This window comes from Pseudomonas citronellolis (assembly GCF_001586155.1).
Classification (GTDB): domain Bacteria; phylum Pseudomonadota; class Gammaproteobacteria; order Pseudomonadales; family Pseudomonadaceae; genus Pseudomonas; species Pseudomonas citronellolis.
Genome location: NZ_CP014158.1, coordinates 6,892,559 through 6,917,995, shown reverse-complemented (window position 1 = coordinate 6,917,995; position 25,437 = coordinate 6,892,559). Strand labels below are relative to the sequence as shown.

Below are 25,437 nucleotides of genomic sequence, written 5' to 3'. Positions count from 1 at the left end.
AAGCAAAGCCAGGAGAATAGCGGATTGCCGCCGATCCACCTACCCATGGGCGGCACCCTTGGCGACGGGCTGCGACCTGCCCCGGCCCGGTCTATCATCAGGCGTGGCGCGATGGGTGATTGATGGCCTTTCGCTAGCGGCAACGCCCTGCCGCATCGCCCAACGCGGAGGCCGCACCCATGCGCGTCCTGATCACCGGCGCGGCTGGCCACATCGGCCAGAACCTGCTCAACGAACTGGCGGTCCAGCACCGCGACTGGACGCTGGTGGCCGCCGACGTGCGCAGCCTGCCGACGCAGCACCTGCGGTCGAACATCGAGCCGGTGCAGCTGGACATCGGCCACCCCAGGCAGGTCCGCGAGTGCGTGCGGCAGTGGCGCCCGCAGGCCATCGTGCACCTGGCCTCGGTGGTCAACCCGCCGCCGCAGATGTCCGCCACCCGCCTGCACACCATCGAGGTCGGCGGCAGCCGTGCGCTGTTCGAGGCGGCGGTGGAGCATGAAGTGGGCCAACTGGTGGTGGCCAGTTCCGCCGCGGCCTACGGCTTCCACCCGGACAACGCCGAGCTGATCGACGAGAGCCACCCCCTGCGCGGCCAGTCGCAGTTCCCCTACGCCCGCCACAAGCACGAGATCGAACAGCTGCTGGCCGGCCTGCGGCAGAGTTGTCCACAGCTGCGCCAACTGGTGCTGCGCCCCGGCACCATCCTCGGGAGGGGTGTGCATAACCCGGTCACCGATCTGTTCATGGGGCGTTCGGTGCTGGGGATAAGTGGCCGCTGCAGCCGCTTCGTATTCATCTGGGACCAGGACGTGGTGAACATCATCCGCCAGGGCCTGGAGCAGGGCAGCGAAGGTATCTACAACCTGGCCGGCGACGGCGCGCTGAGCCTGCGCGAGATCGCCGGGCTGTTGCGCAAACCCTACCGCACCCTGCCGGCGCCGCTGCTGCGCGGCGCGCTGGCCATGCTGCGGCCGCTGGGCCTGGCGCCCTTCGGCCCGGAGCAGGTGGACTTCATGCGCTACCGGCCGGTGCTGGACAATGCGCGGTTGAAGCGGGAGTTCGGGTATCAGCCGCGGTATTCGAGCCGGGAGGCGTTTCTGGCGTTCATCGCTGCGCGGGGGTTGCGGGCGGGGTAGGGGGGATTTTCGTAGGAGCGAGCTTGATCGCGAACGGGACTCAGCGGTGATTTCGGTGTTTTGGTTTGGCTCCGTCCCCTCTCCCCAGCCCTCTCCCTGAAGGGAGAGGGGGCTTGTCCGTGCCGAGAGAAGTGATGGTTTCAGCCGGAAACCTTCGGTGCTAGCCGGCTAACTCGGGAATACCCACGCACTCCGAACGGTCCCCTCTCCCTTCAGGGAGAGGGTTAGGGAGAGGGCGCTCTGAACCCCAGCACCCGCAGCTCCCAGGAAACACCATTCGCGAGCAAGCTCGCTCCTACGAAGAGCCGCGCCCTCATTCAGGCATTGCGCCGCCCCTCCCAGAAATGCCTCGCCATCATCCTCAACCCCGCCGCCAACTCCGCCACCTGCGCAGCGCTGGCCTGGCTATGGCTCGCACTGGCGGCATTGCCGTCGGCCGACTCACGAATGGCCAACAGGCTGCGTTCGATCTCCTCGCTGGCGCAGCCCTGTTCCTCGATGGCGCCGGCGATCTCCAGGCTCATGCGCTGGATCGCCGAGACCTGCCCGGCGATCTCCTCCAGCGCGCCGGCGGCGCGGCCGGCCTGGTCGAGGCTGGTGTGGGCCTGTTCGCAGCTGTGGCGCAGGGCCTGCACCGAGGCGCCGGCGCCGCGTTGCAGGTCGCCCACCAGCCTGTGGATATCCAATGCCGAGTCGGCGGTGCGCGAGGCCAGCGCGCGGACTTCGTCGGCCACCACGGCGAAGCCGCGCCCGGCCTCGCCGGCGCGGGCCGCTTCGATGGCTGCGTTGAGCGCCAGCAGGTTGGTCTGCCCGGCGACTTCCTGGATCACCTGCAGCATCCGCGAGATGCCCTCGCTGTGCCCGTGCAGCTGTTCCACCGCCTCGCTGGCGCGGCGCACCGCGTCCTCCAGGGCGGCGAGCTGGCCGCGGGTGGCCTGCACCTCGCCCTGGCCGGCCTGGGTCACCCGCTCGCTGCATTGCGCCGCCACCGCGCTGTGCTGGGCGTGGCGCGCCACTTCCTGGACGCTCTGCGCCAGCTGCTGCATGGCGCTGGCCACCTGGTCGGTCTCCTGCTGCTGGCGGCGCGTGCCGGCGCTGCTGTCGGCCACGGTGCCGGCCAGCTGCCCGGCGTGTTCGGCGAGCTGGCGCGAGGCCTCGGCCATGCGCCCGACCACCGCGCTGGTCTCGGCTTCGAGCATGCGCAGGGCGAAGTCCAGCTCGCCGAATTCGTCGTTGCGGCCGCTGTACAGGCGCTGGCTCAGCGGGTTGTCGGCGACCTGGCGGGCGCGCGCCAGCAGGGGCCGCAGCGGCTGCAACTGGTGCGCCAGCCAGGCACCGGAGAGCAGCAGGGCTAGGCCGAAGGCCAAGGGTGCGGGCGCCAGATATGCCAGCAGCGCGCCCAGGGCCTGCGCCAGGCCCAGGCCTACTAGCAGCCGCGGCAACAGGCCCAGGCGTGGCCGGCGCGGCAGCCAGCCGGCGCGCATGCGCGCGTACAGCTGCTCGGCGGCCTCGACCTCGGCGGCGCTGGCGCGGGTGCGCACCGACTGATACTCCACCACCTTCCCGCCGTGGCGGATCGGCGTGACGAAGGCGCTCACCCAGTAGTGGTCGCCGTTCTTGCAGCGGTTCTTCACCAGGCCCATCCAGCTGCGCCCGGCCTGCAGCGTCCGCCACAGGTGGGCGAAGGCGGCCGGCGGCATGTCCGGGTGGCGCACGCGGTTGTGGTTGTGCCCCAGCAGTTCCTCGGCGCTGAAGCCACTGATGCTCAGGAAGTCCGGGTTGACGTGGCTGACCGCGCCCTTGAGGTCGGTGGTGGAGAGGATGTTGGCGCTGGCCGGCACTTCGACCTGGCGCCCGCTGACCGGCAGGTTGAGCTTCATCGGTGGGTCTCCATGGCCGCGGGGTGCAGGATGTGGGGCGGCAGCGGCGGGCTGAACAGGAAGCCCTGGGCGAAGCGGCAGCCTTCCTTGCGCAGGAATTCCAGGTGCTCGGGGTGCTCGACGCCCTCGGCCACCACCTCCAGGCCGAGGCTGCGGCCCAGGCCGACGATGGCGCGGCAGATGGCGCTCAACTCGGGATCGTCGGGGACCTTGCCGATGAAGCTGCGGTCGACCTTCAGCAGGTCCAGCGGGAAGCGCTTGAGGTAGCCCAGGGACGAGTAGCCGGTGCCGAAGTCGTCCAGCGCCAGGCGCACGCCGTGGGCGGCCAGCTCGCGCAGGCAGGCGAGGGTCTCGGCGCCGTCCTGCATCATCAGGCTCTCGGTGATCTCCAGCACCAGGCTCTGCGGCGCCAGGCCGGTCTCGGCGAGGATCTGCCGCACCCGCTCGGCGAAGCCCGGCTGCTGCAGCTGGCGGATGGACAGGTTCACCGAGCAGTACAGCCAGGGTTGGCCGTCGCGCTGCCAGGCGAGGGTCTGGCGGCAGGCCTCGCGCAGCACCCAGTCGCCGACGCGGACGATCTGGCCGGATTCCTCCAGCGCCGGGATGAACTGCAGCGGGGAGACCGGCTGGCCGTCGCGCTGCCAGCGCAGCAGCACTTCCACCGCGATGCGCCGCGGCGGGTCGACGTCGATGCGCAGGATCGGCTGGTAGTGCAGGCTGAATTCGCCGCGCTCCAGCGCCTGGCCCAGCGCGCTCTCCAGCTCCAGACGGCGCTGCGCGGCGGCCTGCAGCTCGCTGGAGAAGCGCGCGTACTGCGCCTTGCCGGCCTCCTTGGCGCGGTACAGGGCCAGGTCCGCGGCCTGCAGGGTGTCGATCGCCTGGCCCTCGGCGATCAGCCCGGTGATGCCGATGCTGGCGCTGACCACCAGGGTGCGGCCGTCCAGGTGCAGCGGCTGGTGCAGGCAGTCGAGCATGCGCTGGGCGACCTGTTCGGCGTCGGCCAGGTTGGCCATGTCGTCCAGCAGCACCACGAACTCGTCGCCGCCGAAGCGCGCCAGGTGGTCGCCGGGGCGCAGGCAGCGCAGCAGGCGCTGGGCCACCTCCACCAGCACGCGGTCGCCGACGCCATGGCCGAGGCTGTCGTTGATCAGTTTGAAGCGGTCCAGGTCGATGAACAGCAGGCCGGCCTCGCGCGCGCCGGGGCGGCCCTGGCGCTGCAGGGCCTGCTGCAGCAACTCGTCCAGACGCAGGCGGTTGGCCAGGCCGGTCAGCGGGTCGTGGCGCGCGGCGTGGCTGAGCTGGTGCTCGCTGGCCTTGCGCTGGCTGATGTCGCTCTGCGAGCCGGCCATGCGCCCGTCGGTGATCACCCCGCGGGCCTGCACCCAGAGGTAGCCGCCGTCGCGCTGGCGGATGCGGTACTCGTGGTTGAGCAGGGCGGCGCTGCCGCGCAGGTGGGCGTCGATGGCCTGGCGCAGGCCGGGCAGGTCGTCGGGGTGCACGCGGGCGAACCAGCTGGCGCTGCCCTCGCCGAGGCTGTCGCGGTTCAGCCCGAGCATGCGCGCCCAGCGCTCGGAAACGTACAGCCGGTCGTTGGCCAGGTCCCAGTCCCAGATGCCGTCGTTGGCCCCGCGCAGGGCCCGGGCGAAGCGCGCCTCGCTGTCCTCCAGGGCCTGGCGCTGGGCGGCGCCGTAGGTGTCGATGGCCAGCGACATGTCGAAGAACACCCGCTTGAGCAGGCTGGCGAAGGTCGACGCCTGCGGCGCGTCGCCGAGCAACTCGTCGAGCATGTGCTGCAGGTACAGGCGGTAGGCGCCCAGGTACCACTTCAGCTCCACCCCCACCTGCTGGTGGACCAGGCCGATGCGCAGGCGGTCGCGCACGTAGCCGCCGTCCTGCGGGGCCTCCCAGAGCTGCTCGTAGTACTGCGCCTGGCTGCGCTTGAGGCGCTGCAGGGTGGCCGGTTCGGAGAGGATGGCCGCCAGCGGCGGGAACTGGCCGAGGTGCGCGTAGAGCTGGTCGATGAAACGCAGGTGGCTGTCGCCGCGCTCGGCGGCGGCCTGCTGCAGGCGCTGCTCGTCGGCTGGCTGCCAGTGCAGGTAGCGCAGGCGCTGGTCGATCTCCGCCGGCGACAGGCCGATGCGGTCGAGCATGTGGTCGAGCTTCGGTCCCAGGCCCATGCTTGCCTCCTTGTTTTTCTGCGGGCATGAAAAAAGCGCCGCGCCCGTCGCACGATGAATTCGGCGACAGGCGTGGCGCTTTGTCTTGCAGGCCCTTGGCGTCCTGCCCGGCAAAGCCGGCTTCCGCGGTGGCGGAACGTTGGTCGGGGTTTTTTACACCATCGGCGGGGAGGCGGACAACTCCCGCAATGCGGCCTCCAGGCGCCGCCGCAGTTGCCCCAGCTCGCGCGAGCGGAAGGCGTGGCGGCTGCGTTCGAGCACGCCGACGGCGTCGGCCAGCAGGGCGTGCAGGCGCGCGGTATCGCTCAGCGCGGCATCCTTGAACCAGCGGCACAGCGGGGCCTGCTCGCAGTCGCCGGGGCCGGCGAGTACCGCGCAGGGCACCTGGTAGACCGTGAGCAGGGCGCGCACCTGGCGCGCCACGCTCTCGTCCTGGGAGGTCACCAATAACTGGGCCGGAAGCCGGCTAAGGGTCATGGCGTCATGCTCGTGGATGGCAAAGGGCCATTACCCTAGCCGAACGCCATGCCCGGGCATTGACGCGGATCAGTCCCGCGGCGAGCTGCCGCATGCCGGGGGCCTCAGCCGGCCGCGCTGGAGCCTGGCGGCACGCCATGGCCCGGCGGTTGGGCGGCGTCTTCCAGGGCCTGCTCGACGTAGTCGTCCTCGGCCTCCTCGCCGCTGCCGGCCTCGGGGTTGTCGAGGACGGCATAGGCGATGGCGCAGAACAGCGAGTTCAGGCGCTTCATGTCGGCGATCAGGTCCAGGTGCAGCGAGCTGGTCTCGATGCTCTGCACCACCTGCTGGCGCAGGCGGTCGACGTGGGCGTGGGCGTAGCGGCGCTCCTGCAGGCGGAAGCGCTGCTTGGCCCGGCGCAGGCGCCGCGCGCCTTCCTGGTCGCCGTTGAGGAACACCGACAGGCTCAGGCGCAGGTTGACCAGCAGCTGGCTGTGCAGCGCGGTGATCTCGGCCAGGCCGTTGTCCGAGAAGGAGCGGCTGCGCGAGGTCTTCTTGTCCTGCACGGCGCTGAGCATATGCTCGATGATGTCGCCGGCCTGCTCCAGGTTGATGGCCAGCTCGATGACCTCGGCCCAGCGCCGGCTGTCGCGCTCGCTCAAATCCTCGCGGGGCATGCGCGCCAGGTACAGCTTGATCGCCGTGTAGAGCGCGTCGACGTCGTCGTCGAGCTTGCGGATTTCCTTGCCCAGCAGCGGGTCGCCGCCGCGGGTCACCTGCAGCAGGTTGATCAGCATCTGCTCGACGATGTCGCCCATGCGCAGCGTCTCGCGCACCGCGTTGACCAGCGCCAGGCTCGGCGTGTCCAGCGCCGCCGGGTCGAGGTGGCGCGGGCGCACGCGGTCCTCGGGGGCGGCGCGGTCGGGCATGATGCGCGTGCAGAAGGCGGCCATCTGGGTGGTCAGCGGCAGGCAGGCGAGGCAGCGCACCGAGTTGTAGAGCACGTGGAAGGCGATCACCAGCTCCTGGGTGCGGAACGGCCAGCCGTCCACCCACTGCGCCAGCGGGCCGATCAGCGGCAGCACCAGCACGCAGCCGGCGACCTTGAACAGCAGGCTGCCCAGGGCCACCCGGCGGCCGGCGGCGTTCTGCGAGGTGGAACCGATCAGGGCGAGGATGCCGGTGCCCAGGTTGGCGCCCACCACCAGGCACAGCGCGACCTTCAGCGAGATCACCTTAGAGGTGGCGAGGGTCGCGGTGAGCAGCACGGCGGCCAGGCTGGAGTAGGAGATCATGGCGAACAGCGCGCCGGTCAGGGCGTCGAGCATGACGTCGCCGGTGAGGCTGGAGAACAGCACCTTCACGCCCTTGGCCTGGGTCATGGGTTCGGCGGCCTCGACGATCAGCTGCAGCGCCAGGATGATCAGGCCCAGGCCGATGAATACCCGGCCCAGCTGGCCCAGGCGCGTCTGCTTGCGGGTGAGGAAGAAGATCACCCCGAAGAAGATCAGCAGCGGCGACAGCCACGACAGGTCGAGGGTCAGCACCCGCGCCATCAGCGCCGTCCCGACGTCGGCGCCGAGCATGATCGCCAGCGCCGGGGCCAGCGCCATCAGCCCGCTGGCGACGAAGGAAGTGGCCAGCAGCGCGGTGGCGTTGCTGCTCTGCACCAATGCGGTGACGCCGATGCCGGCGGCGAAGGCCAGCGGCCGTTTCTGCACGCTGCGGCTGAGAATGCGCCGCAGGTCGCTGCCGTACACCCGGAGGATGCCGGTGCGCACGATGTGCGTGCCCCACACCAGCAAGGCGACGGCGGAAAGCAGGTTGAGCAGTGTCAGCATGGCGGCCCCCCTCGTTACTGCATGGCCGCCCAGGCGTGACTACGCTGTGGGACGACTCTGGCCGATTTTTCTGTCATCTAATTGTCATGGTAGACCCCTGCGGTCCCTCGGGGGTTCGACAAGATGCTGATTCGTCGGGGTGTTTACCTTGAGTAAAGCCGTTGGGGCGGGGTTTTGCAGGGGGGGGCTCGGAAAATCGCGATCGTAGGACCTTGTCCGCGATAGCCGGAAATATCGGCGCGATTCGCGGATGAGATCCTACGGTTCCGGGAAGCACGGCTTTTCGTAGGATGGCGTTGAGCGAAGCGATACCCATCAGCGCAACTGCGCCACCCGCACCATTTCCCTGTAGGAGCGCGCCCTGCGCGCGAATCGCGGGCAGGGCCCGCTCCTACATAGGGGTATCCGAACCACGGTTTCTCCCGGCCACCGCCGCGGGCTAGACTGCCCCGGACACATCGCCAGCGGAAACTCCAATGCCCAAGCGCCTTCTCGCCACCCTGCGCCTGTTCCTCGCCCTCGGCCTGATCCTGGGCCTGGGCGCCTGCGCCAGCCTGTTCGGCAACGACCCGCTGAAGATCGACCTGGTGGGTCTGGAGCCCCTGGCCGGGCAGGGCATGGAAGCGCGCTTCGCGGTCAAGCTGCGGGTGCAGAACCCCAACGACCGCGACATCGACTACGACGGCGTGGCCCTGGACCTGAGCATCAACGGCCGCCCGCTGGCCAGCGGGGTGAGCGACCAGCGCGGGCAGGTACCGCGCTTCGGCGAGGCGGTGCTCAGCGTGCCGGTGAGCATCTCCGCCTTCCGCATGGTGCGCCAGGCCTGGGGCCTGGGCAACGCGCCGCCGCGCCAGGGCATGCCCTACGAAATCAGCGGCAAGCTCGGCGGCGGCCTGTTCGGCACCGCTCGCTTCAGCGACAAGGGCACCCTGGAGTGGCCGGCCGGGGCGCCCTTGCCGACGCTCTAGGGCGCTACTGGCCGGGAATGTCCCGGCGCAGCTGCACCGGCTCGATCGGCTTGCGCCCGCGCGCCGTGCGCATGCGGATGTTCAGCGCTTCCACCGCCAGCGAGAAGGCCATGGCGAAGTAGACGTAGCCCTTGGGTACGTGGACCTCGAAGGCTTCGGCGATGAGCACGGTGCCGACCACGATGAGGAACGACAGCGCCAGCATCTTCAGCGACGGGTGCTTGTCGATGAAGTCGCTGATGGCGCCGGAGGCGAGCATCATCACCAGCACCGCGACGACGATGGCGGCGACCATCACCGGCACGTTGGAGACCATGCCCACCGCGGTGATCACCGAGTCCAGCGAGAACACGATGTCGATGATGGCGATCTGCACGATGGTGCCGAGGAAGCCGCCGAGCAGGCTCTTGGGCTGCTGTTCGGTCTCGTCCTCGCCTTCCAGGCCGTGGTAGATCTCGCTGCTGCTCTTCCACAGCAGGAACAGGCCGCCGAAGAACAGGATCAGGTCACGCCCGGAAATGCCCTGCTCGAACACCGTGAAGAGGTCGGCGGTCAGGCGCATCACCCAGGTGATCGACAGCAGCAGGAGGATGCGCGTGACCATCGCCAGGGCCAGGCCGAACAGCCGCGTGCGCGCCTGCATGGCCTTGGGCATGCGCCCCACGAGGATGGAGATCATGATGATGTTGTCGATGCCCAGGACGATCTCCAGGGCGGTCAGGGTGAGGAGCGCGACCCAGATTTCCGGGTTGGTCAGCCATTCCATTTGCGGTTTTACCAGTCGTCAGTCGTTGAACAGGGGGAACAGCCCCAGCAGCAGGGCGGCGGCGAGGATAGCGAGACAGACCAGCACTGCCCAGCGCAGGGTGAAGCGCTGGTGGTCGCCGAAGTCCACCTTGGCCAGCCCCACCAGCAGGTAGGTGGAGGGCACCAGCGGGCTGAGCAGGTGCACCGGCTGGCCGACGATCGAGGCGCGGGCCATTTCCACCGGGGTGATGCCGTACTGCGCGGCGGCCTGGGTCAGCACCGGCAGCACGCCGTAGTAGAAGGCGTCGTTGGACATGAAGAAGGTGAACGGCAGGCTGACCAGCGCGGTGATGGTCGCAAGATACGGCCCCAATGCCGGCGGGATCACCGCCAGCAGGCTCTTCGACATGGCCTCGACCATCCCGGTTCCGGAGAGGATGCCGGTGAACACGCCGGCGGCGAAGATCAGCGAGACCACCGCCAGCACGTTCTCGGCATGGGCGCCGATGCGCTTCTTCTGCTCCAGGATGCACGGGTAGTTGACGATCATGGCGATGCTGAAGGCGATCATGAACAGCACCGGCATCGGCAGCAGCCCGGCGATCAGCGTGCCCATCAGCACCAGCGTCAGCGCGCCGTTGAACCACAGGAGCTTCGGCCGCCGCGCCTCGGGGTACTGCGAGACGCTGACCTCGGCCGCGTCCAGGTGCTCGCCGGGAAGGTGCAACTGGCCCAGGCGCGCGCGCTCGCGCTTGCCGTAGGCCCAGGCGATGGCGAACACCGTCGCCAGGCCCGCGACCATCGCCGGGATCATCGGCACGAAGATGTCCGCCGGGTCCACGTGCAGGGCGCTGGCGGCGCGGGCGGTGGGGCCGCCCCAGGGGGTCATGTTGAGCACGCCGCTGGAGAGCATGATCAGGCAGGCCATCAGCAGCGGGCTCATGCCCAGGCGCTGGTACAGCGGCAGCACCGCGGCCACGCAGATCATGTAGGTGGTGGAGCCGTCGCCATCCAGGGAGACGATCATCGCCAGCGCGGCGGTGCCCATCGACACCTTCAGCGGGTCGCCCTTGACCAGCCGCAGGATCTTGCGCACCGCCGGGTCGAACAGCCCCGAGTCGATCATGATGGCGAAGTAGAGGATGGCGAACATCAGCATCACCCCGGTGGGCGCCAGGGTGCGGATGCCGTCGAGCATCATCGGCCCGAGGCCCGCGGCGAAGCCGCCGAGCAGGGCGAAGGCGATGGGCACCAGGATCAGCGCGATGAGCGCCGAGAGGCGCCGCGTCATGATCAGAAGCATGAAGGTCGCCACCATGGCGAAGGCGAGCAGGGTCAGCATCGGGAGGGCCTCCGTCGGGGGTCAGCGCGGCGGGTGGCCGGGCAGGGACGGGGCGGGTCGGCGGTTCAAGCGTGTCATGGCATCACCCGTGTTGTTCTTGTGCGGATAACCCGCCGCCGGGCAGCGGAGGGGAGGGCGGATGCTAGGGGCTCAAGCTTTCAGCAGCCTTTCTTGGGAAAAACCGGCGATCGTCGGCTAAGGGCTGGTGTTTCTGGATGTTTCAGAACGGGCTCTTCGTAGGATGGGTTGAGCCTTGGCGAAACCCATGCGGGCGTGGCGATGGGTATCGCTGCGCTCAACCCATCCTACGTCGGCGTTCCTCATGCCCCTGCGGGGCATTCCCCCGCCCCGTTGCGGTGCACCGCGGGAAAAACGCCGGATTCGCTTGAATCCCCCGCCCCGCCTGGGTTATCCATGCTTCGCCCTTTCGCTGAAGCCATGGATACGCCGTATGACTTTCCCAGTGCCAGCCCACCTTGCCGAAGGCGCCGACAAGCCCGCCGGCCGCATTCGCCAGAAGAACGAGGAAGTCATCCTCGCCGCCGCCGAAGAAGAGTTCGCCCGCCACGGCTTCAAGGGCACCAGCATGAACGCCATCGCCCTGCGCGCCGACCTGCCCAAGGCCAACCTGCACTACTACTTCAGCAACAAGCTGGGACTCTACACCGCAGTGCTGGGCAACATCCTCGACCTCTGGGACAGCACCTTCAACCACCTGTCCGCCGAGGACGACCCGGCCACCGCCCTGGCCGGCTACATCCGCGCCAAGATGGAGTTCTCCCGCCGCCACCCGCTGGCCTCGCGCATCTTCGCCATGGAGATCATCAGCGGCGGGCAGTGCCTGAGCAGCCACTTCAACCAGGACTACCGCGCCTGGTTCCGCGGCCGCGCGGCGGTGTTCGAGGCCTGGATCGCCGCCGGCAAGATGGACCCGGTGGACCCGGTCAACCTGATCTTCCTGCTCTGGGGCAGCACCCAGCACTACGCCGACTTCGCCACCCAGATCGCCTTCGTCACCGGGCGCAAGCGCATGTCCCGGCAGGACTTCAACGACGCCGCCGACAACCTCATCCGCATCATCCTCAAGGGCTGCGGGCTGACGCCGCCGGCCACGGCATGAGCTTCACCCTCGCCGGCCCGGCCAGCTACGCCGAGGAAATCCGTAAGAGCCGCTTCACCTGCCTGGCCGCGCCCATCGCCAGCGAGGCCGAGGCCCAGGCCTTCCTCGCCGCCCACCGCGACGCCAGCGCCGGGCACAACTGCTGGGCCTGGAAGCTCGGCGCGCAATACCGCTTCAGCGACGACGGCGAACCCGGCGGCACCGCCGGGCGGCCGATGCTCGCGGCCATCGAGGGCCAGGCCATGGACCGCGTGGTGGTGCTGGTCAGCCGCTGGTTCGGCGGCATCAAGCTCGGCACCGGCGGCCTGGCCCGCGCCTACGGCGGCTGCGCGGCCAAGTGCCTGCAGGACGCCGCGCGCATCGAACTGGTGCCCAGCAGCCGCCTGGCCTTCGCCTGCGGCTTCGCCGAGCACGCGCTGCTCAAGGCGCGCATCCTCGCCCTGGGCGCCGGCATCGAGGACGAAGCCTACGGCGCCGAGGGTGTGGATATCCGCCTGAGCCTGCCCGATGCCAAGGTCGAGGAGCTGCAACGCCTGCTCGGCGACCTCAGCCGCGGCCGCATCCAGGCCATCCGCCTCGACGACTGAAGGCAATTATCCCCAGGGCTTTTTCAGCGGACGCGGGTTTTGTCCCCGGTTCCTGTGCGGCATCCTGTGGACAAACTGTGTCCCCTCCTTTCTAGGCCTCGCCAGCCGGGGCTTGCGCGACATTGCGCAGAATTTGTGCAAACGGCGGAAAAGGCCGTTTTCGGCTATCCCCGGATAGCGTGGGAAAGGCTGTGGAAAAACTGTCGATGAAGGCCCCGGGAGCAGGCATTCCGGGGGCTGCGCGAGGCTGTACGTTTTTTGTTCTGTAACGGGCTGAAAGCCGCGCCAGTCAAGGGCTTAGGCCAGGTCTTGAAGCCTCGGAAAAGGGGCCTGTACAAGTCCGGTATAAGCCCTTGGCAAGCTGTGAATATCCTGGTGGAAAACTGTGCCATGGGCGGCACTTATGCAGGGCAGGGGAAGGAGCGAGGAGAAGCCGGTGGAATCGGGGTTTTCCACGGCCGGGTGGGTGGATTGCTCACAGAGGCCGTGGACAGTGTTGTGGATATCCTATGGGGAAAACTGCCCGTGCCAGAACCGCCGCCGGCTGGCGAAAACTGTACGTTATTTGAGCAAAAGTCACCGGAATTGCTGGGCTGCAGAAAGGTATCCACAAATCGGCGAGGCAAAAAAGCGCCCATGGAGGCTCCCTGTGGAAGCCTGCCGCCTGTGGACAGCGAAAACCGCTTTTCAACAGTGGATAACAGGAACGTAGGGCGAATAACCGTTCGCGGTTATCCGCCGCTACACCGTCCTCATTCCCGGCCTCTGGTCCGAACCCGAAGCGCCCCTGGACAGGCGCTCCGAATCCAAATCCGGGGCGCGCCCGGCGCCAAGGTCAAACGGCGTATAACGCGGAGCGTTATACGCCCTACGTCGTTACAACCGGAACTGCCCCATCTGCCGCTGCAGGTCGTCGGCCAGGCCGCGCAGGGCCTGGCATTGTTCGCGGCCCTGGTGCACCTCGCCGGCGGTGGCGCGGGCCAGGTCGGCGATGCCCTGGACATTGCGGTTGATTTCCTCGGTGACCGCGCTCTGTTCCTCGGTGGCGGCGGCGACCTGGTGGTTGATGTCGCTGATGCGCTCCACCTGGTCGGCGATGGCGCCCAGCGAGGCGCCGGCGCGCTGGCTGGCGGCCAGGCCCTCGCCGGTGGCCGCCTGGCCGGACTGCATGGAACCGACCGCCTGCTCGGCGCCCTGCTTGAGGCGCTGGATCATCGCCTGGATCTCGTCGGTGGAACCCTGGGTGCGCCCGGCCAGGGTGCGCACCTCGTCGGCCACCACGGCGAAGCCGCGACCCAGTTCGCCGGCGCGGGCGGCCTCGATGGCGGCGTTGAGCGCCAGCAGGTTGGTCTGTTCGGAAATGCCGCGGATCACCGCCAGCACCTGGTCGATGGTCGCCACCTGGGCCGCGAGGTCGCCTACGGCTTCCGCGGCCTGGCCGATCTCGGCGGACATGCGCTCGCCATGCTGCAGCGCGCCGCCCACCACCTGGCGCGCCTGGCCGGCTTCGCCGCGAGCCTGCTGCGAGGCGCTGGCGGCCTGCTCGGCGTTGCGCGCGATCTCCTGCACGGTGCTGCCCATCTCGTTCACCGCCGTGGCCACCATGTCGGTCATCTCCTGCTGGCGGCTGGCGTGTTCCGCAGTGTTATCCACAACCCGCGCCACCTCGGCCACGCTGCGTTGCAGTTGCTCGCTGGTGGCCAGTACCGCGCCGATCAGCTGGCGCTGGCCTTCGAGGAAGCGGTTGAAGCCGCGGGCCAGGTCGCCCAGCTCGTCGGCGCGGGCATCGTCCAGGCGGCGGGTCAGGTCGCCGCCGCCGGCGCCGATGTCCAGCAGCGCCGTGGTCACCTGGCGGATCGGCCGCACCAGGCCGCGGGCCAGCCATACCACCAGGCCCAGGCAGAGCAGCGCCACCGCCGCGCCGGCCAGGCCGGAGAGGCGCAGGGCCTGGCGCGCGTCGGCGTAGACCTCGGCCTCCGGCACCTCGCTGACCAGCGTCCAGCCCAGGTCGCGCAGCGGCAGGCTGGCGGCCAGGTAGGTTTCGCCGTCGCGCTCGAAGCGGCTGCTCTGGAAGCCCGGATGGCCGAGAAGCGCCTGCGCCGCATCGCTGCCCACCAGGTCGGCCAGGGCCTTGCCGCGGGTCCGGGCTGGGTCGGGGTGGATCTGCACCTGGCCGTCGTTCTTCACCAGGTACACGCGGCCGGACTGGCCGAAGCGGAAGTCGCGGATCAGCCTGGACAGCTCGTCCATGCGCAGGCCCAGGCCGGCGATGCCCAGCAGCTTGCCGTCGCGCTCGACGCGGCGGTCGATGAACAGGGTGAGTTCGCCGCTGCCGACGTCGGTGTCGATGTTCAGCACCTGCGGCTGGCCGCTGTCGACGAAGCGGAAGTACCAGGCGTCCTGCGGATTGTCGCGGGACAGGGTGCGTTCCTTGCCCTTGTCGCTGTAGTAGGCGTCGCTGGCCTGGCTGGCGATGAGCGCGGCGAAGGCCCGTTGCGAAGTGCGGATGCCGCCCAGGTAGCGGACGAAGTCGGCCTGCCGCGCCGGGTCCTCGCCGGCGGCCAGCCAGTCCTGCACCAGGCTGTTGTCGGCGATGCCGGCGGCGGCGGTGAGCGGGCCGGTGAGCTGGCGCTCGAAGTCGTTGGCGATGGCCTGGATGCTCGCCGGCAGCGCCTGTTCGAGCAGGTAGCGCTCGCTCAGGCGGTTGACCAGCACGGCGTAGAGGCCGAGCACGATGAGCAGGCTGAGCAGCAGGGCGCTGCCCATGCCGAGGATGAGTTGGGTCTGGATGCTGCGAAGGCGCATGTTCTTGTTGTCCTCTTGGCACGCGGCGAATCCGTTCGCGGCGGGAGACGGGCGTAGGGAGGGGGCCGAAGAGGTTATCGGCGGGGCCGGGGAAAACTGTTGTCCCGTCGGTCAGGTTTTTTGGGGTTGGCTGGGGTGGCCGATGCGCCGGGCCCGGAGCACCCCGGACAGGCGCTTCGAGGCCAGATCCGAGGCGCGCCTGGGGTCGAGGTCAAACGGCGGATAACCGCGAACGGTTATTCGCCCTACGTATGGTTTGCCTCGCTGCACAGGGCTTTCCATTCGACGCCGCTGCGCGTGGTGCGCGGCGGGGCGTCGCGGTGGTAGCGGGCGATGACCTGGGCGGCCACGGCGATGGCCACTTCCAGCGGGCGCTTGCCGGGCACCTCGGGCAGGCCGATGGGGCAGTGCAGGGATTCGATGGCGGCTGTGGAAAAGCCGCGCTGCTCCAGGCGCATGCGGAAGCGCTGGGCCTTGGTGCGCGAGCCGATCATGCCGAGGAAGCCGGCGTCGCCGCGCTTGAGCACGGCCTCGGCGAGAGCGTAGTCCAGCGGGTGGTTGTGGGTCATGATCAGGTAGTAGCTGCCCGGCGCGGCTTTATCCACAGCCTCCAGCGGTTCGTCCAGCAGGCTGCAGCGCACCCCTGTGGGTAACTCGGCGGGGAATTCCGCGGCGCGGCTGTCCACCCATTCCAGACGCAGCGGCAGCCCGGCCAGCAGCGGCGCCAGGGCGCGGCCGACGTGCCCGGCGCCGAACAGCAGCACCTGCGGCCCGCGCACCGCGAAGCATTCGAACAGCAGGCTGGCGCGGCCGCCGCAGCACTGGCCCAGGCGTGCGCCGAGGGGGAAGTGTTCCAGGCTCTGCGCGTCCTTGCCGGCCAGCAGCAACTGGCGGGCGTGCTCGGTGGCGGCCAGTTCCAGGTGACCGCCGCCGATGGTGTCGTAGCAGGCGTCGGCGGTGACCAGCATCTTGCAGCCGGCCTCGCGCGGGGTGGAGCCCTGCACGCCGATGACGGTGACCAGCACGTAGGGCTCGGCGCCGTCGCGCAGGCGGGCGATGGCGTCCATCCAGGTGGGGGTCATGGGGTGGGCTCCTGGGGTGGGTTGCTGGTGTTGGTTGGGTACTTCTGTGCTGGCGGTGAGGTGGGTTCCCTCTCCCCAGCCCTCTCCCTGAAGGGAGAGGGGGCTTGTTCGGTGTGGCGGGAAACTGATGGCGTTGGAGATTTATCCACAGTTTCCGGCTGACTCCGTTGTTTCGCTTCACGCGAAACGGTCCCCTCTCCCTCCGGGAGAGGGCTAGGGTGAGGGCATGCCGCGTCTTCCAGCGAACTATCCACAGCCCACCCCTTCAACGCCTCGCACGCCCACAACACCCGCTCCGGAGTCGCCGGCGTATCCAGCGCCGGGCTCACCCGGTAGTCCGCCAGGCTGGCGATGGCGTCGCGCAGGGCCGACCATACCGAGATGGCCAGCATGAACGGCGGCTCGCCCACGGCCTTGGACAGGTACACGCTGTCTTCTTCGTTGGGCCGGTCGAACAGGGCCACGCGGAAGTCTTCCGGCACGTCGCTCACCGCCGGGATCTTGTAGGTCGCCGGCCCCGTGGTGAGCAGGCGGCCCTTGGCGTCCCACTTCAGTTCCTCGCTGGTCAGCCAGCCCATGCCCTGGACGAAACCGCCCTCGATCTGGCCGATGTCGACGGCCGGGTTCAGGCTGCGGCCCACGTCGTGGAGGATGTCCACCCGCAGCAGGCGGTATTCGCCGGTCAGGCTGTCTACTTCCACCTCGGACACCGCCGCGCCATAGGCGAAGTAGAAGAACGGATGGCCCTGGCCGGTCTCGCGGTCGTAGTGGATCTTCGGCGTGCGGTAGAAGCCGGTGGCCGACAGCTGCACCCGCGCGAAGTAGGCGGCCTGTACCACCTCGGCGAAGTCCAGCGCCTTGTCCCGGACTTGCACCTGGCCGTGGGCGAAGCGCACTTCCTGGGGAGTCACGCCCTCGCGCGCGGCGAGGAATTCCGCCAGCCGCGCCTTCAGCGTGCGGGCCGCGTCGCGGGCGGCCATGCCGTTCAGGTCGGTGCCGCTGGAGGCCGCGGTGGGCGAGGTGTTGGGCACCTTGTCGGTGCGCGTGGCGGTGATGCTCACGCGCTCCAGCGGCACCTGGAATTCCTCGGCGACTATCTGCGCCACCTTGACGTTCAGGCCCTGGCCCATCTCGGTGCCGCCGTGGTTCAGTTGGATGCTGCCGTCGCTGTACAGGTGGACGAGCGCGCCGGCCTGGTTCAGGTGCTGGGCGGTGAAGCTGATGCCGAACTTCACCGGGGTCAGCGCCAGGCCGCGCTTCAGTACCGGGCTGCCTGCGTTATAGGCAGTGATGGCGGCGCGGCGGGCGCGGTAGTCGCTGCTGGCTTCCAGGCGTTCGATCAGCTCGCCCAGCAGGTTGTGTTCCACGCGCTGGTGGTAGGGCGTGAGGTCGCGGCCGCTGCCGCCGTAGAGGTTGAGCTTGCGCACGTCCAGCGGGTCCTGGCCGACGGCGCGGGCGATGTCGTCCATGGCGCGTTCGATCAGCATCATCCCCTGGGGCCCGCCGAAGCCGCGGAAGGCGGTGTGCGAAACGATGTTGGTGAAGCTGCGGTAGCCGGCCACGGCCACGTCGGGGATGAAGTAGGCGTTGTCGGCGTGGAACATGGCGCGGTCGACGATGGCGTCGGAGAGGTCCGGCGAGTGGCCGCAGTCGCCCACCACTTCCAGTTGCGCGGCGAGCAACCGGCCCTCGGCGTCGAAGCCCACGCGGTAACGGTTGTGGAAGGGGTGGCGCTTGCCGGTGGCGCGCATGTCGTCGGCGCGCGGCAGGCGCAGCTTCACCGCGCACCCGGTCTTGTGCGCCAGCAGCGCGGCCAGGCAGGCCCAGGGCGCGGCCTGGGTTTCCTTGCCGCCGAAGCCGCCGCCCATGCGCCGCACTTCCACGGTGACCTTGGCCAGGGGAATGGCCAGCACCTCGGCCACCAGCTTCTGCACCTCGCTGGGGTGCTGGCTGGAGGTGAACACGAACATGCCGCCGTCGTCCGTGGGCTGCGCCATGGACACCTGGCCTTCGAGGTAGAAGTGCTCCTGGCCGCCGACGAACTGGCTGGCCTGCAGCACGTAGGGCGCGGCGGCCAGACCGTGCTCGGCGTCGCCGCGGCGCATGAAGTGCGGCGGGCGCACGAAGCGTTCCTCGGCCTTGGCCCGCAGCGGGTCCAGCAGCGGCTGTTCCTCGGCGTATTCCACCTTGGCCAGGCGCACGGCGCGGCGGGCCTGCAGCTGGGTTTGCGCGGCCACGGCGAACAGCGCCTGGCCGTGGTACTTCACCCGTTCGCCGGCCAGCAGCGGGTCGCCGGGGAACACCGGGCCGATGTCGGTGTGGCCGGGCACGTCGTCCAGGGTCAGCACGGCGACCACGCCGGGGGCGTTGCGCACAGCCTCCAGGTCCAGCTTGTGGATAACCCCGCAGGCGATGTCCGTGAGGCCGACGGCGGCGTGCAGCAGCTCGCGCGGTTCCTTGATGTCGTCGACGTAGCGCGCCGCGCCGCTGACGTGCAGCTCGGCGCTGTCGTGGGGCCGGGCCTGGCCGGCGCTGCGGGTTTCGCCGGCGCCGCCGTTGGCGGCCAGGGGAGGCAGGCTACGCATGGCGCACCTCCGCAGGGGTTGCCGTGTATTCCACTAATGCGCGTTGCAGCAGGTTCTGCGCCACCTTCAGGCGATAGGCGGCGCTGGCGCGCAGGTCGTCGATGGGCTGGAAGTCTTCGGCCAGGGCGGCCTGGGCCGCGGCCACGGCGGCGGCGTCGAACGCCCGGCCGCTCAGCGCGGCCTCGCTGCGGCGGCCGCGCAGCGGGGTGGCGGCCATGCCGCCGCAGGCCAGGCGCGCCTCGCGCACCAGGCCCTGCTCGTCGAAGTCCAGGCGCAGGGCCAGGCACACGGCGGAGATGTCGTCGTCGCTGCGCTTGGAGACTTTGTCCACACGGAACAGCTGGCCTTCCCTCAACCTGGGGATAACTATCGCCTCGATGTATTCCCCCGGCTGCAGCACGCTCTGCCGGTAGCCGGTGAAGAAGCCATCGATGGGCACCTCGCGCACCTGCCCGGTGCGGCGTAGACGCAGGCGCGCATCCAGGGCCAGCAGCACCGGCGGCATGTCGCCGATGGGCGAGGCGTTGGCGATGTTGCCGCCGAGGCTGCCGCGCTGGCGGATCTGCAGCGAGCCCAGGCGTTCCAGCAGCTCGGGCACGCCGGGGAAGGCATGCAGGACCTCCAGGCAGTCGGCGTAGGGCCGCGCGGCGCCGATCAGCAGGTGATCGGGGTGTTCTTCCAGACGGCGCAGCTCGGCCACGCGCTCCAGGTGGATCAGTTGCGGGAAGCGCTTCAGCGCCTGGGTCGCTTCCAGGGCCAGGTCGGTGGCGCCGGCCACCAGGCGCGCCTGTGGATAGTTCATCAACAGGGTGTCCAGCTCTTCCAGCGTGGTGGGCAGCCAGGCGTGCTGTTCGCCGTCGTCCAGGCTGGCACCGGCGGGCAGGGCGCGCAGGCGTTCGGCGGTGGCGCGTTCGGCGGCGCTGAAGCGATCCCCGTGCGCGTCGCCGGCGATGCGCCTGGCGGCTTCGAGGATCGGCCGGTAGCCGGTGCAGCGGCACAGGTTGCCGGAAAGGGCCGTCAGCGCGCTCTCGCGGTCGAGCTCGCAGGCCGCGTGGCGCCAGGCGAACAGCGACATGACGATGCCCGGGGTGCAGAAGCCGCACTGCGCGCCGTGGCAGTCCACCATGGCCTGCTGCACCGGGTGCAGGCGTTCGCCTTCGGCGAGACTTTCCACCGTCAGCAGCTGGCGCCCGTGCAGCGAGCCCAGCGGGGTGATGCAGGCGTTCACCGCGCGGTAGCGCAGGCCCTCGCCGTCGGGTTCGGCGAGCACCAGGGTGCAGGCGCCGCAGTCGCCGGAGGCGCAGCCTTCCTTGGTGCCGGTGCGCCCCAGTTGGGTGCGCAGGTAGTCGAGCAGGCTCGTTTCCGGCGCCAGGCCGTCCACCTGGCGCAGCTCGTCGTCGAGCAGGAACTGGATCATGCGTAACCTCGCTGGAGCACGCTCGCGGCGCCTGCCGGGGGGCGGGCCTGACGCGGCGGAAAAGCTGTCCATATGGTCAGGTAAGGCACGAACTCTGCCAGCCGAAAGGGCCGGCTCCATAAGCAAAGCATAGGCTTGCGGCGCTTTTTGACCAGCTGGCCAGGAAACTGCTTCGGCCCCCGCCACTGGTGAAGCCCGCCCATGCCCACAGCCCCTGGCGGCCGTGCTTACAGCTCTCAGGCGGGGCGCTGCCGTAGGATGGGTTGAGCTTGCGAAACCCATGCGGTTGCGGCGATGGGTATCGCTTCGCTCAACGCCATCCTACGACGGTGCATAGGTCATGGCCCGCACCGGCATCTCCGCTGCGGCTGATGGCTTGCGGGCTGCCGTTGGTCGGGAAGATGCTCTTCGCCCAGGATGCGCTGGTCTACCTCGTTCGCGCGGTTAGCCCCGGTGTCCCTGGGGCAGCCGTGGAAGGCCGGGCACCGAGCTGTCACGAGGCGGTCGTGTCGGTTGTGCAGGATGGAGGATGGCATCGCTCATCGATAGCGGTGCTCTTCCTTTTATAAGTCCGCTGATAGAGAAAGCCAATTTGTTTGATGGCCTAAATCAATGGGCCATCCGGGCTAATAGTGGATAATCTTGCCCACGTCGAATTTCATAACCAATTCGATCAACCCATCTCTACGAGGAATGCCGAATGAACCTGATCAACACCCAAGTCCAACCGTTCAAGGTCAACGCCTTCCACAACGGCAAGTTCATCGAAGTCACCGAGCAGTCCCTGAAGGGCAAGTGGTCGGTCCTGATCTTCATGCCGGCAGCCTTCACCTTCAACTGCCCGACCGAGATCGAAGACGCCGCCAACAACTACGCCGCTTTCCGCGACGCTGGCGCCGAAGTCTACATCGTCACCACCGACACCCACTTCTCCCACAAGGTCTGGCACGAAACCTCCCCGGCCGTGGGCAAGGCCCAGTTCCCGCTGATCGGCGACCCGACCCACCAGCTGACCAACGCCTTCGGCGTGCACATCCCGGAAGAAGGCCTGGCCCTGCGCGGCACCTTCGTGATCAACCCGGAAGGCGTGATCAAGACCGTCGAGATCCACAGCAACGAGATCGCCCGTGACGTGTCCGAGACCCTGCGCAAGCTGAAAGCCGCCCAGTACACCGCCGCTCACCCGGGCGAAGTCTGCCCGGCCAAGTGGAAAGAAGGCGAGAAGACCCTGGCTCCCTCCCTGGACCTGGTCGGCAAGATCTAAAAACGGCCGGGAGGCTGTTGCGCAGCGCTGATGCTGCGTTGCGACCAGGCGCGGGCTTGTCATTTACAGCTCGTAAACTCCGCGCCCGCGCCTGGTCGCGCCTTGCCTGAGCGCTTGCTCACGACGTCTCCCAATCCGTTTTGCGCAATACCCCGAGGGTGCCTGCCGGCACCCTTCCTACCCAAGCCCAAAGCGTGCCGTAGGGCGGGCCAGCGTGCCTGCCGGGGAACCCTTTTGCCCGAATTTCGTAGGAGCTGAATTCATGTTGGACGCCAATCTTAAGACCCAGTTGAAGGCCTACCTGGAAAAGGTCACCCAGCCGTTCGAGATAGTCGCGTCCCTCGATGACAGCGACAAATCCCGCGAGCTGAGCGAACTGCTGCACGACATCGTCGGCCTGACCGACAAGATCACCCTGCGCGAAGACGGCGGCGACGAACGCAAGCCGTCCTTCTCGCTGAACCGCCCGGGGGCGGACATCGGCCTGCGTTTCGCCGGTATCCCCATGGGCCACGAGTTCACTTCCCTGGTGCTGGCCCTGCTGCAGGTCGGCGGCCACCCGTCCAAGCTCGAGCCCGAAGTCATCGAGCAGGTCAAGGGCATCCAGGGCAAGTTCGAGTTCGAAACCTACTTCTCGCTGTCCTGCCAGAACTGCCCGGACGTGGTCCAGGCGCTGAACCTGATGGCGGTGCTCAACCCCAACATCCGCCACGTCGCCATCGACGGCGCGCTGTTCCAGGACGAGGTGGAGAAGCGCCAGGTCATGTCGGTGCCGAGCATCTACCTGAACGGCGAAGTCTTCGGCGCGGGCCGCATGGGCGTGGAAGAAATCCTCGCCAAGATCGACACCGGCGCCGCCGCCCGCGAAGCCGAGAAGCTGGCCGCCAAGGAAGCCTTCGACGTGCTGGTGGTGGGCGGTGGCCCGGCCGGCGCCTCGGCGGCCATCTACGCCGCGCGTAAGGGCATCCGCACGGGTGTCGCCGCCGAGCGCTTCGGCGGCCAGGTGCTGGACACCATGGCCATCGAGAACTTCATTTCGGTGAAGGAGACCGAAGGCCCGAAACTGGCCCGCGCGCTGGAAGAGCACGTGAAGCAGTACGAGGTCGACATCATGAACCTGCAGCGCGCCAGCGCGCTGGTCCCGGCGAAGAATGCCGGCGAGTTGCACGAAGTGAAGTTCGAGGGCGGCGGCAGCCTCAAGGCCAAGACCGTGATCCTCGCCACCGGCGCCCGCTGGCGCGAGATGGGCGTGCCCGGCGAGCAGGAATACAAGGCCAAGGGCGTGTGCTTCTGCCCGCACTGCGACGGCCCGCTGTTCAAGGGCAAGCGCGTGGCGGTGATCGGCGGCGGCAACTCCGGCGTCGAGGCGGCCATCGACCTGGCCGGCATCGTCGCCCACGTGACCCTGCTGGAGTTCGACAGCAAGCTGCGCGCCGACGCCGTGCTGCAACGCAAGCTGTACAGCCTGCCGAATGTGGACGTGATCACCAGCGCGCTGACCAGCGAAGTGAAGGGTGACGGCCAGAAAGTCACCGGCCTGGTCTACAAGGACCGCAACTCGGAAGAGTTCAAGTCGGTGGAGCTGGAGGGCATCTTCGTGCAGATCGGCCTGCTGCCGAACACCGAGTGGCTCAAGGGCAGCGTCGAGCTGACCCCGCGCGGCGAGATCATCGTCGATGCGCGCGGCGAGACTTCGCTGCCGGGTATCTTCGCCGCCGGTGACGTGACTACGGTGCCGTACAAGCAGATCGTGATTGCGGTGGGCGAGGGGGCGAAGGCTTCGTTGTCGGCCTTCGATCACCTGATCCGTAGTTCTGCGCCGGCCTGATGACCTTGCGCTAGTAGAAGCGCCCGGCTCACTTGAGTGAGCTGGGCGTTTTTCTTTGTGGGTGTTTTGTCTGGGGTCGATGGTGTTCGGGGGTGTGTTCCCTCTCCCCAGCCCTCGGCTGCGCGCCCCGCCCTGAAGGGAGAGGGGGCTTGTCCGTGCCGAGAGGGGATTTGCTGTCAGCCGGGTGCTCGGTGCAAGCCGGCTAACGCCGAAGTGTCAGCGCGCTCCGAACGGTCCCCTCTCCCTTCAGGGAGAGGGTTAGGGAGAGGGCAGCGGCATCCCCGCCACACCAGAAACCACCGGCGAACACCTTCTCCTCGTAGGAGCGAGCTTGCTCGCGAACGGCTTGGCACCGGGGCCCGCCAGGTTCGCGAGCAAGCGTGCTCCTACGAAAAGCCTCCAGTCCAGCCCGCAAGCATCAAAGAATCGGCGAAACCAACCGCGCCACCCGCATCCCCAGCTGCTGCAACTGCCCGCTGCGCTCCGTGCCCAGCTCCACCGCCTGCTCGAAATCCGCCAGCAGCATGCTCTCCACGTCGCGGGCGAAGGCTTCGTCCACCGTCACCAGCATGATCTCGAAGTTCAGCCGGAACGAGCGGTTGTCCAGGTTGGCGCTGCCCACCGCGGCGCAGTCGTGGTCCACCAGCACCACCTTCTGGTGCAGGAAGCCCGGCTGGTAGCGGTACACCTTCACCCCGGCGCGCACCGCGTCCTGGGCATAGAGGCTGGAGGCGGCGTAGACGGTGCGGTGGTCCGGGCGCGAGGGCAGCAGGATGCGCACGTCCACGCCGCGCAGCGCGGCCAGGCGCAGGGCCGAGCTGACCGCCTCGTCGGGGATGAAGTACGGGGTGGTTATCCACACCCTTTCGCTGGCCGCGTTGATCATCTCGACGAAGAACAGCGAGCAGGTTTCCTGCTTGTCCGCCGGGCCGCTGGCCAGCACCTGGCAGATCACCCCCTGCTCGTCGTAGCTGCCCGGCAGCAGCAGGGTGGGCAGGGCGTGGGTGGCCCAGAACCAGTCCTCGGCGAAGCACTCCTGCAGGCAGGCCACGGCCGGGCCGCGCAGTTCCACGTGGGTGTCGCGCCAGGGCGACAGCGGCGGCTTCTCGCCCAGGTATTCGACGCCGACGTTGTGCCCGCCGACGAAGCCGCGCAGGCCGTCGACCACCACCACCTTGCGGTGGTTGCGGAAGTTCAGCTGGAAGCGGTTGATCGCCCCGTGCCCGGTGCTGAAGGCCTGCACCTGCACGCCGCCGGCGCGCAGGCGTTCGACGTAGCGCCCGGGCAGGCCGTGGCTGCCGATGGCGTCGTAGAGCAGGAAGACTTCCACGCCGTTGGCCGCGCGCTCCAGCAGCAGCTGCGCCAGGCGCTGGCCGAGGGCGTCGTCGCGGACGATGAAGAACTGCACCAGCACTACCTGCCTGGCCTGGGCGATGGCCTCGAAGATGGCGTCGAAGGTGGCTTTGCCGTTGACCAGCAGGCGCACGTGATTGTTCGCCAGGGTCGGCATGCGCGCCAGCGCGGTCAGGGCCTTGAGCGCCTTGTAGTTCTCCGACTGGCTTGCCGTCAGGGCCTCTTCCACCCAGGGCCGCCAGTCCAGCTCGGCGGCGGCCAGGTGCATCTCCTCGTTGGCCTGGCGCCGCGCGCCTATGTAGGCGTCGAAGCGGCTGCGGCCGAACACCAGGTAGGGCAGCAGGGTGAGCAGCGGCATGAACACCAGGGAAATGGCCCAGGCGATGGCGCCCTGCGCGGTGCGCACGGTGAGCACCGCGTGGACGGCGGCGACCACGCCGAGGATCTGGATGGCCACCAGGAAATGGGCGATGTAGGCGGAGTAATGCATGCGCGCGAACGAGTCCTTCTGCCGTGCGTGTTAGCGCAGCTTAGCCTCGCTCGGGGGGCCGCGGCCATCCCGGCAGTTCGCCACGCCAGGTTTCGTAGGCCTTGCCCAGGCGCAGCGCGCTCATGGGGGACTCCGGCGGGGAACCATGGCACGACCCTGGCCTATTGCGGGGAAAAGCGGCGTAGGGCGGATAACGCTCCGCGTTATCCGCCGTTTGGCCTTGGTTGCCGAACGGGGGATTCAACTGGGTGACTTTGGGAGAGGCCGGTGGTTTTGGGGGGCTGGCCCGCCCGTGGTTCCCTCTCCCCAGCCCTCTCCCTGAAGGGAGAGGGGGCTAGTCCGTGCCGAGAAGAGCA

General features: G+C 68.7%; 17 protein-coding genes and 1 pseudogene. 6 read left to right on the top strand and 12 right to left on the bottom strand.

Annotated elements, in window-relative coordinates; translation table 11 throughout:
• Window positions 1-179: 179 nt before the first annotated feature.
• Window positions 180-1,139 carry an NAD-dependent epimerase/dehydratase family protein gene (locus PcP3B5_RS30205; protein ID WP_061563170.1) on the top strand — a complete coding sequence of 320 codons (960 nt, stop codon included), beginning with the start codon at window positions 180-182 and terminating at the stop codon, window positions 1,137-1,139.
• A 317-nt stretch (window positions 1,140-1,456) separates the two neighbouring features.
• Here the strand turns inward: PcP3B5_RS30205 and PcP3B5_RS30200 are convergent, their stop codons facing one another.
• The 4 genes from PcP3B5_RS30200 to PcP3B5_RS30185 form a co-directional block, all read right to left on the bottom strand.
• Window positions 1,457-3,019, bottom strand: a complete 1,563-nt coding sequence (locus tag PcP3B5_RS30200) for a methyl-accepting chemotaxis protein (protein ID WP_061563169.1) — start codon at window positions 3,017-3,019, stop codon at window positions 1,457-1,459.
• Window positions 3,016-5,196, bottom strand: coding sequence for a putative bifunctional diguanylate cyclase/phosphodiesterase (locus PcP3B5_RS30195; RefSeq protein WP_061563168.1), 2,181 nt, complete (start codon window positions 5,194-5,196; stop codon window positions 3,016-3,018). Before PcP3B5_RS30195 ends, PcP3B5_RS30200 begins: the two co-directional genes overlap by 4 nt.
• Window positions 5,197-5,349: 153 nt before the next feature.
• A complete protein-coding gene (locus PcP3B5_RS30190) occupies window positions 5,350-5,673 on the bottom strand; it encodes a hypothetical protein (protein ID WP_061563167.1) in 324 nt (107 codons plus the stop codon).
• A gap of 104 nt (window positions 5,674-5,777) precedes the next feature.
• Window positions 5,778-7,493 carry a Na/Pi cotransporter family protein gene (locus tag PcP3B5_RS30185; protein ID WP_009614371.1) on the bottom strand — a complete coding sequence of 572 codons (1,716 nt, stop codon included), beginning with the start codon at window positions 7,491-7,493 and terminating at the stop codon, window positions 5,778-5,780.
• A 476-nt stretch (window positions 7,494-7,969) separates the two neighbouring features.
• Between PcP3B5_RS30185 and PcP3B5_RS30180 the strand changes: the two genes are divergently transcribed.
• A complete protein-coding gene (locus PcP3B5_RS30180) occupies window positions 7,970-8,461 on the top strand; it encodes an LEA/WHy family protein (protein WP_061563166.1) in 492 nt (163 codons plus the stop codon).
• Between the two features lie 4 nt (window positions 8,462-8,465).
• Here the strand turns inward: PcP3B5_RS30180 and PcP3B5_RS30175 are convergent, their stop codons facing one another.
• Both PcP3B5_RS30175 and PcP3B5_RS30170 read right to left on the bottom strand, forming a co-directional pair.
• Window positions 8,466-9,227, bottom strand: a complete 762-nt coding sequence (locus tag PcP3B5_RS30175) for a TerC family protein (protein ID WP_061563165.1) — start codon at window positions 9,225-9,227, stop codon at window positions 8,466-8,468.
• Window positions 9,228-9,245: 18 nt separating this feature from the next.
• Window positions 9,246-10,550, bottom strand: a complete 1,305-nt coding sequence (locus PcP3B5_RS30170; protein WP_009614363.1) for a CitMHS family transporter — start codon at window positions 10,548-10,550, stop codon at window positions 9,246-9,248.
• A 451-nt stretch (window positions 10,551-11,001) separates the two neighbouring features.
• Between PcP3B5_RS30170 and PcP3B5_RS30165 the strand changes: the two genes are divergently transcribed.
• Window positions 11,002-11,670 carry a TetR/AcrR family transcriptional regulator gene (locus tag PcP3B5_RS30165; protein ID WP_009614361.1) on the top strand — a complete coding sequence of 223 codons (669 nt, stop codon included), beginning with the start codon at window positions 11,002-11,004 and terminating at the stop codon, window positions 11,668-11,670.
• The gene (locus PcP3B5_RS30160; RefSeq protein ID WP_061563164.1) at window positions 11,667-12,257 is read left to right on the top strand and encodes an IMPACT family protein; all 591 of its coding nucleotides are present in this window, start codon (window positions 11,667-11,669) and stop codon (window positions 12,255-12,257) included. The genes PcP3B5_RS30165 and PcP3B5_RS30160 overlap by 4 nt, the downstream gene beginning before the upstream one ends.
• 876 nt (window positions 12,258-13,133) lie before the next feature.
• Here the strand turns inward: PcP3B5_RS30160 and PcP3B5_RS32695 are convergent.
• The 5 genes and pseudogenes from PcP3B5_RS32695 to xdhA all read right to left on the bottom strand — a co-directional run bounded on the left by PcP3B5_RS32695 (window position 13,134) and on the right by xdhA (window position 20,146).
• The gene (locus tag PcP3B5_RS32695; RefSeq protein WP_370311647.1) at window positions 13,134-13,838 is read right to left on the bottom strand and encodes a methyl-accepting chemotaxis protein; all 705 of its coding nucleotides are present in this window, start codon (window positions 13,836-13,838) and stop codon (window positions 13,134-13,136) included.
• Between the two features lie 210 nt (window positions 13,839-14,048).
• Window positions 14,049-15,023, bottom strand: a pseudogene (locus PcP3B5_RS32690) (cache domain-containing protein); the annotation flags it as partial.
• A gap of 284 nt (window positions 15,024-15,307) precedes the next feature.
• Complete coding sequence (gene xdhC, locus PcP3B5_RS30150) at window positions 15,308-16,144, bottom strand: xanthine dehydrogenase accessory protein XdhC (RefSeq protein WP_061563162.1); 837 nt, start codon at window positions 16,142-16,144, stop codon at window positions 15,308-15,310.
• Window positions 16,141-18,729 carry a xanthine dehydrogenase molybdopterin binding subunit gene (gene xdhB, locus PcP3B5_RS30145; RefSeq protein WP_061563161.1) on the bottom strand — a complete coding sequence of 863 codons (2,589 nt, stop codon included), beginning with the start codon at window positions 18,727-18,729 and terminating at the stop codon, window positions 16,141-16,143. The genes xdhC and xdhB overlap by 4 nt, the downstream gene beginning before the upstream one ends.
• Entirely contained in the window at window positions 18,722-20,146 is a 1,425-nt protein-coding gene (gene xdhA, locus PcP3B5_RS30140) for a xanthine dehydrogenase small subunit (RefSeq protein ID WP_061563160.1), read from the bottom strand. The genes xdhB and xdhA overlap by 8 nt, the downstream gene beginning before the upstream one ends.
• Before the next feature lie 700 nt (window positions 20,147-20,846).
• Between xdhA and ahpC the strand changes: the two genes are divergently transcribed.
• Both ahpC and ahpF read left to right on the top strand, forming a co-directional pair.
• Entirely contained in the window at window positions 20,847-21,410 is a 564-nt protein-coding gene (ahpC, locus tag PcP3B5_RS30135; protein WP_009614349.1) for an alkyl hydroperoxide reductase subunit C, read from the top strand.
• Between the two features lie 262 nt (window positions 21,411-21,672).
• Entirely contained in the window at window positions 21,673-23,238 is a 1,566-nt protein-coding gene (ahpF, locus tag PcP3B5_RS30130) for an alkyl hydroperoxide reductase subunit F (protein WP_061563159.1), read from the top strand.
• 418 nt (window positions 23,239-23,656) lie between these two features.
• Here the strand turns inward: ahpF and cls are convergent, their stop codons facing one another.
• Window positions 23,657-25,081 (bottom strand): cardiolipin synthase, encoded by a 1,425-nt coding sequence (gene cls / locus PcP3B5_RS30125; protein ID WP_061563158.1) that lies wholly within the window; start codon window positions 25,079-25,081, stop codon window positions 23,657-23,659.
• Window positions 25,082-25,437 lie beyond the last annotated feature (356 nt).

Bases quoted from the DNA above. Each gene is read 5' to 3' on its own strand.
- PcP3B5_RS30205 (WP_061563170.1), top strand. From the start codon at position 180: ATGCGCGTCCTGATCACCGGCGCGGCTGGCCACATCGGCCAGAACCTG.
- PcP3B5_RS30200 (WP_061563169.1), bottom strand. From the start codon at position 3,019: ATGAAGCTCAACCTGCCGGTCAGCGGGCGCCAGGTCGAAGTGCCGGCC.
- PcP3B5_RS30195 (WP_061563168.1), bottom strand. From the start codon at position 5,196: ATGGGCCTGGGACCGAAGCTCGACCACATGCTCGACCGCATCGGCCTG.
- PcP3B5_RS30190 (WP_061563167.1), bottom strand. From the start codon at position 5,673: ATGACCCTTAGCCGGCTTCCGGCCCAGTTATTGGTGACCTCCCAGGAC.
- PcP3B5_RS30185 (WP_009614371.1), bottom strand. From the start codon at position 7,493: ATGCTGACACTGCTCAACCTGCTTTCCGCCGTCGCCTTGCTGGTGTGG.
- PcP3B5_RS30180 (WP_061563166.1), top strand. From the start codon at position 7,970: ATGCCCAAGCGCCTTCTCGCCACCCTGCGCCTGTTCCTCGCCCTCGGC.
- PcP3B5_RS30175 (WP_061563165.1), bottom strand. From the start codon at position 9,227: ATGGAATGGCTGACCAACCCGGAAATCTGGGTCGCGCTCCTCACCCTG.
- PcP3B5_RS30170 (WP_009614363.1), bottom strand. From the start codon at position 10,550: ATGCTGACCCTGCTCGCCTTCGCCATGGTGGCGACCTTCATGCTTCTG.
- PcP3B5_RS30165 (WP_009614361.1), top strand. From the start codon at position 11,002: ATGACTTTCCCAGTGCCAGCCCACCTTGCCGAAGGCGCCGACAAGCCC.
- PcP3B5_RS30160 (WP_061563164.1), top strand. From the start codon at position 11,667: ATGAGCTTCACCCTCGCCGGCCCGGCCAGCTACGCCGAGGAAATCCGT.
- PcP3B5_RS32695 (WP_370311647.1), bottom strand. From the start codon at position 13,838: ATGGGCAGCACCGTGCAGGAGATCGCGCGCAACGCCGAGCAGGCCGCC.
- xdhC (WP_061563162.1), bottom strand. From the start codon at position 16,144: ATGACCCCCACCTGGATGGACGCCATCGCCCGCCTGCGCGACGGCGCC.
- xdhB (WP_061563161.1), bottom strand. From the start codon at position 18,729: ATGCGTAGCCTGCCTCCCCTGGCCGCCAACGGCGGCGCCGGCGAAACC.
- xdhA (WP_061563160.1), bottom strand. From the start codon at position 20,146: ATGATCCAGTTCCTGCTCGACGACGAGCTGCGCCAGGTGGACGGCCTG.
- ahpC (WP_009614349.1), top strand. From the start codon at position 20,847: ATGAACCTGATCAACACCCAAGTCCAACCGTTCAAGGTCAACGCCTTC.
- ahpF (WP_061563159.1), top strand. From the start codon at position 21,673: ATGTTGGACGCCAATCTTAAGACCCAGTTGAAGGCCTACCTGGAAAAG.
- cls (WP_061563158.1), bottom strand. From the start codon at position 25,081: ATGCATTACTCCGCCTACATCGCCCATTTCCTGGTGGCCATCCAGATC.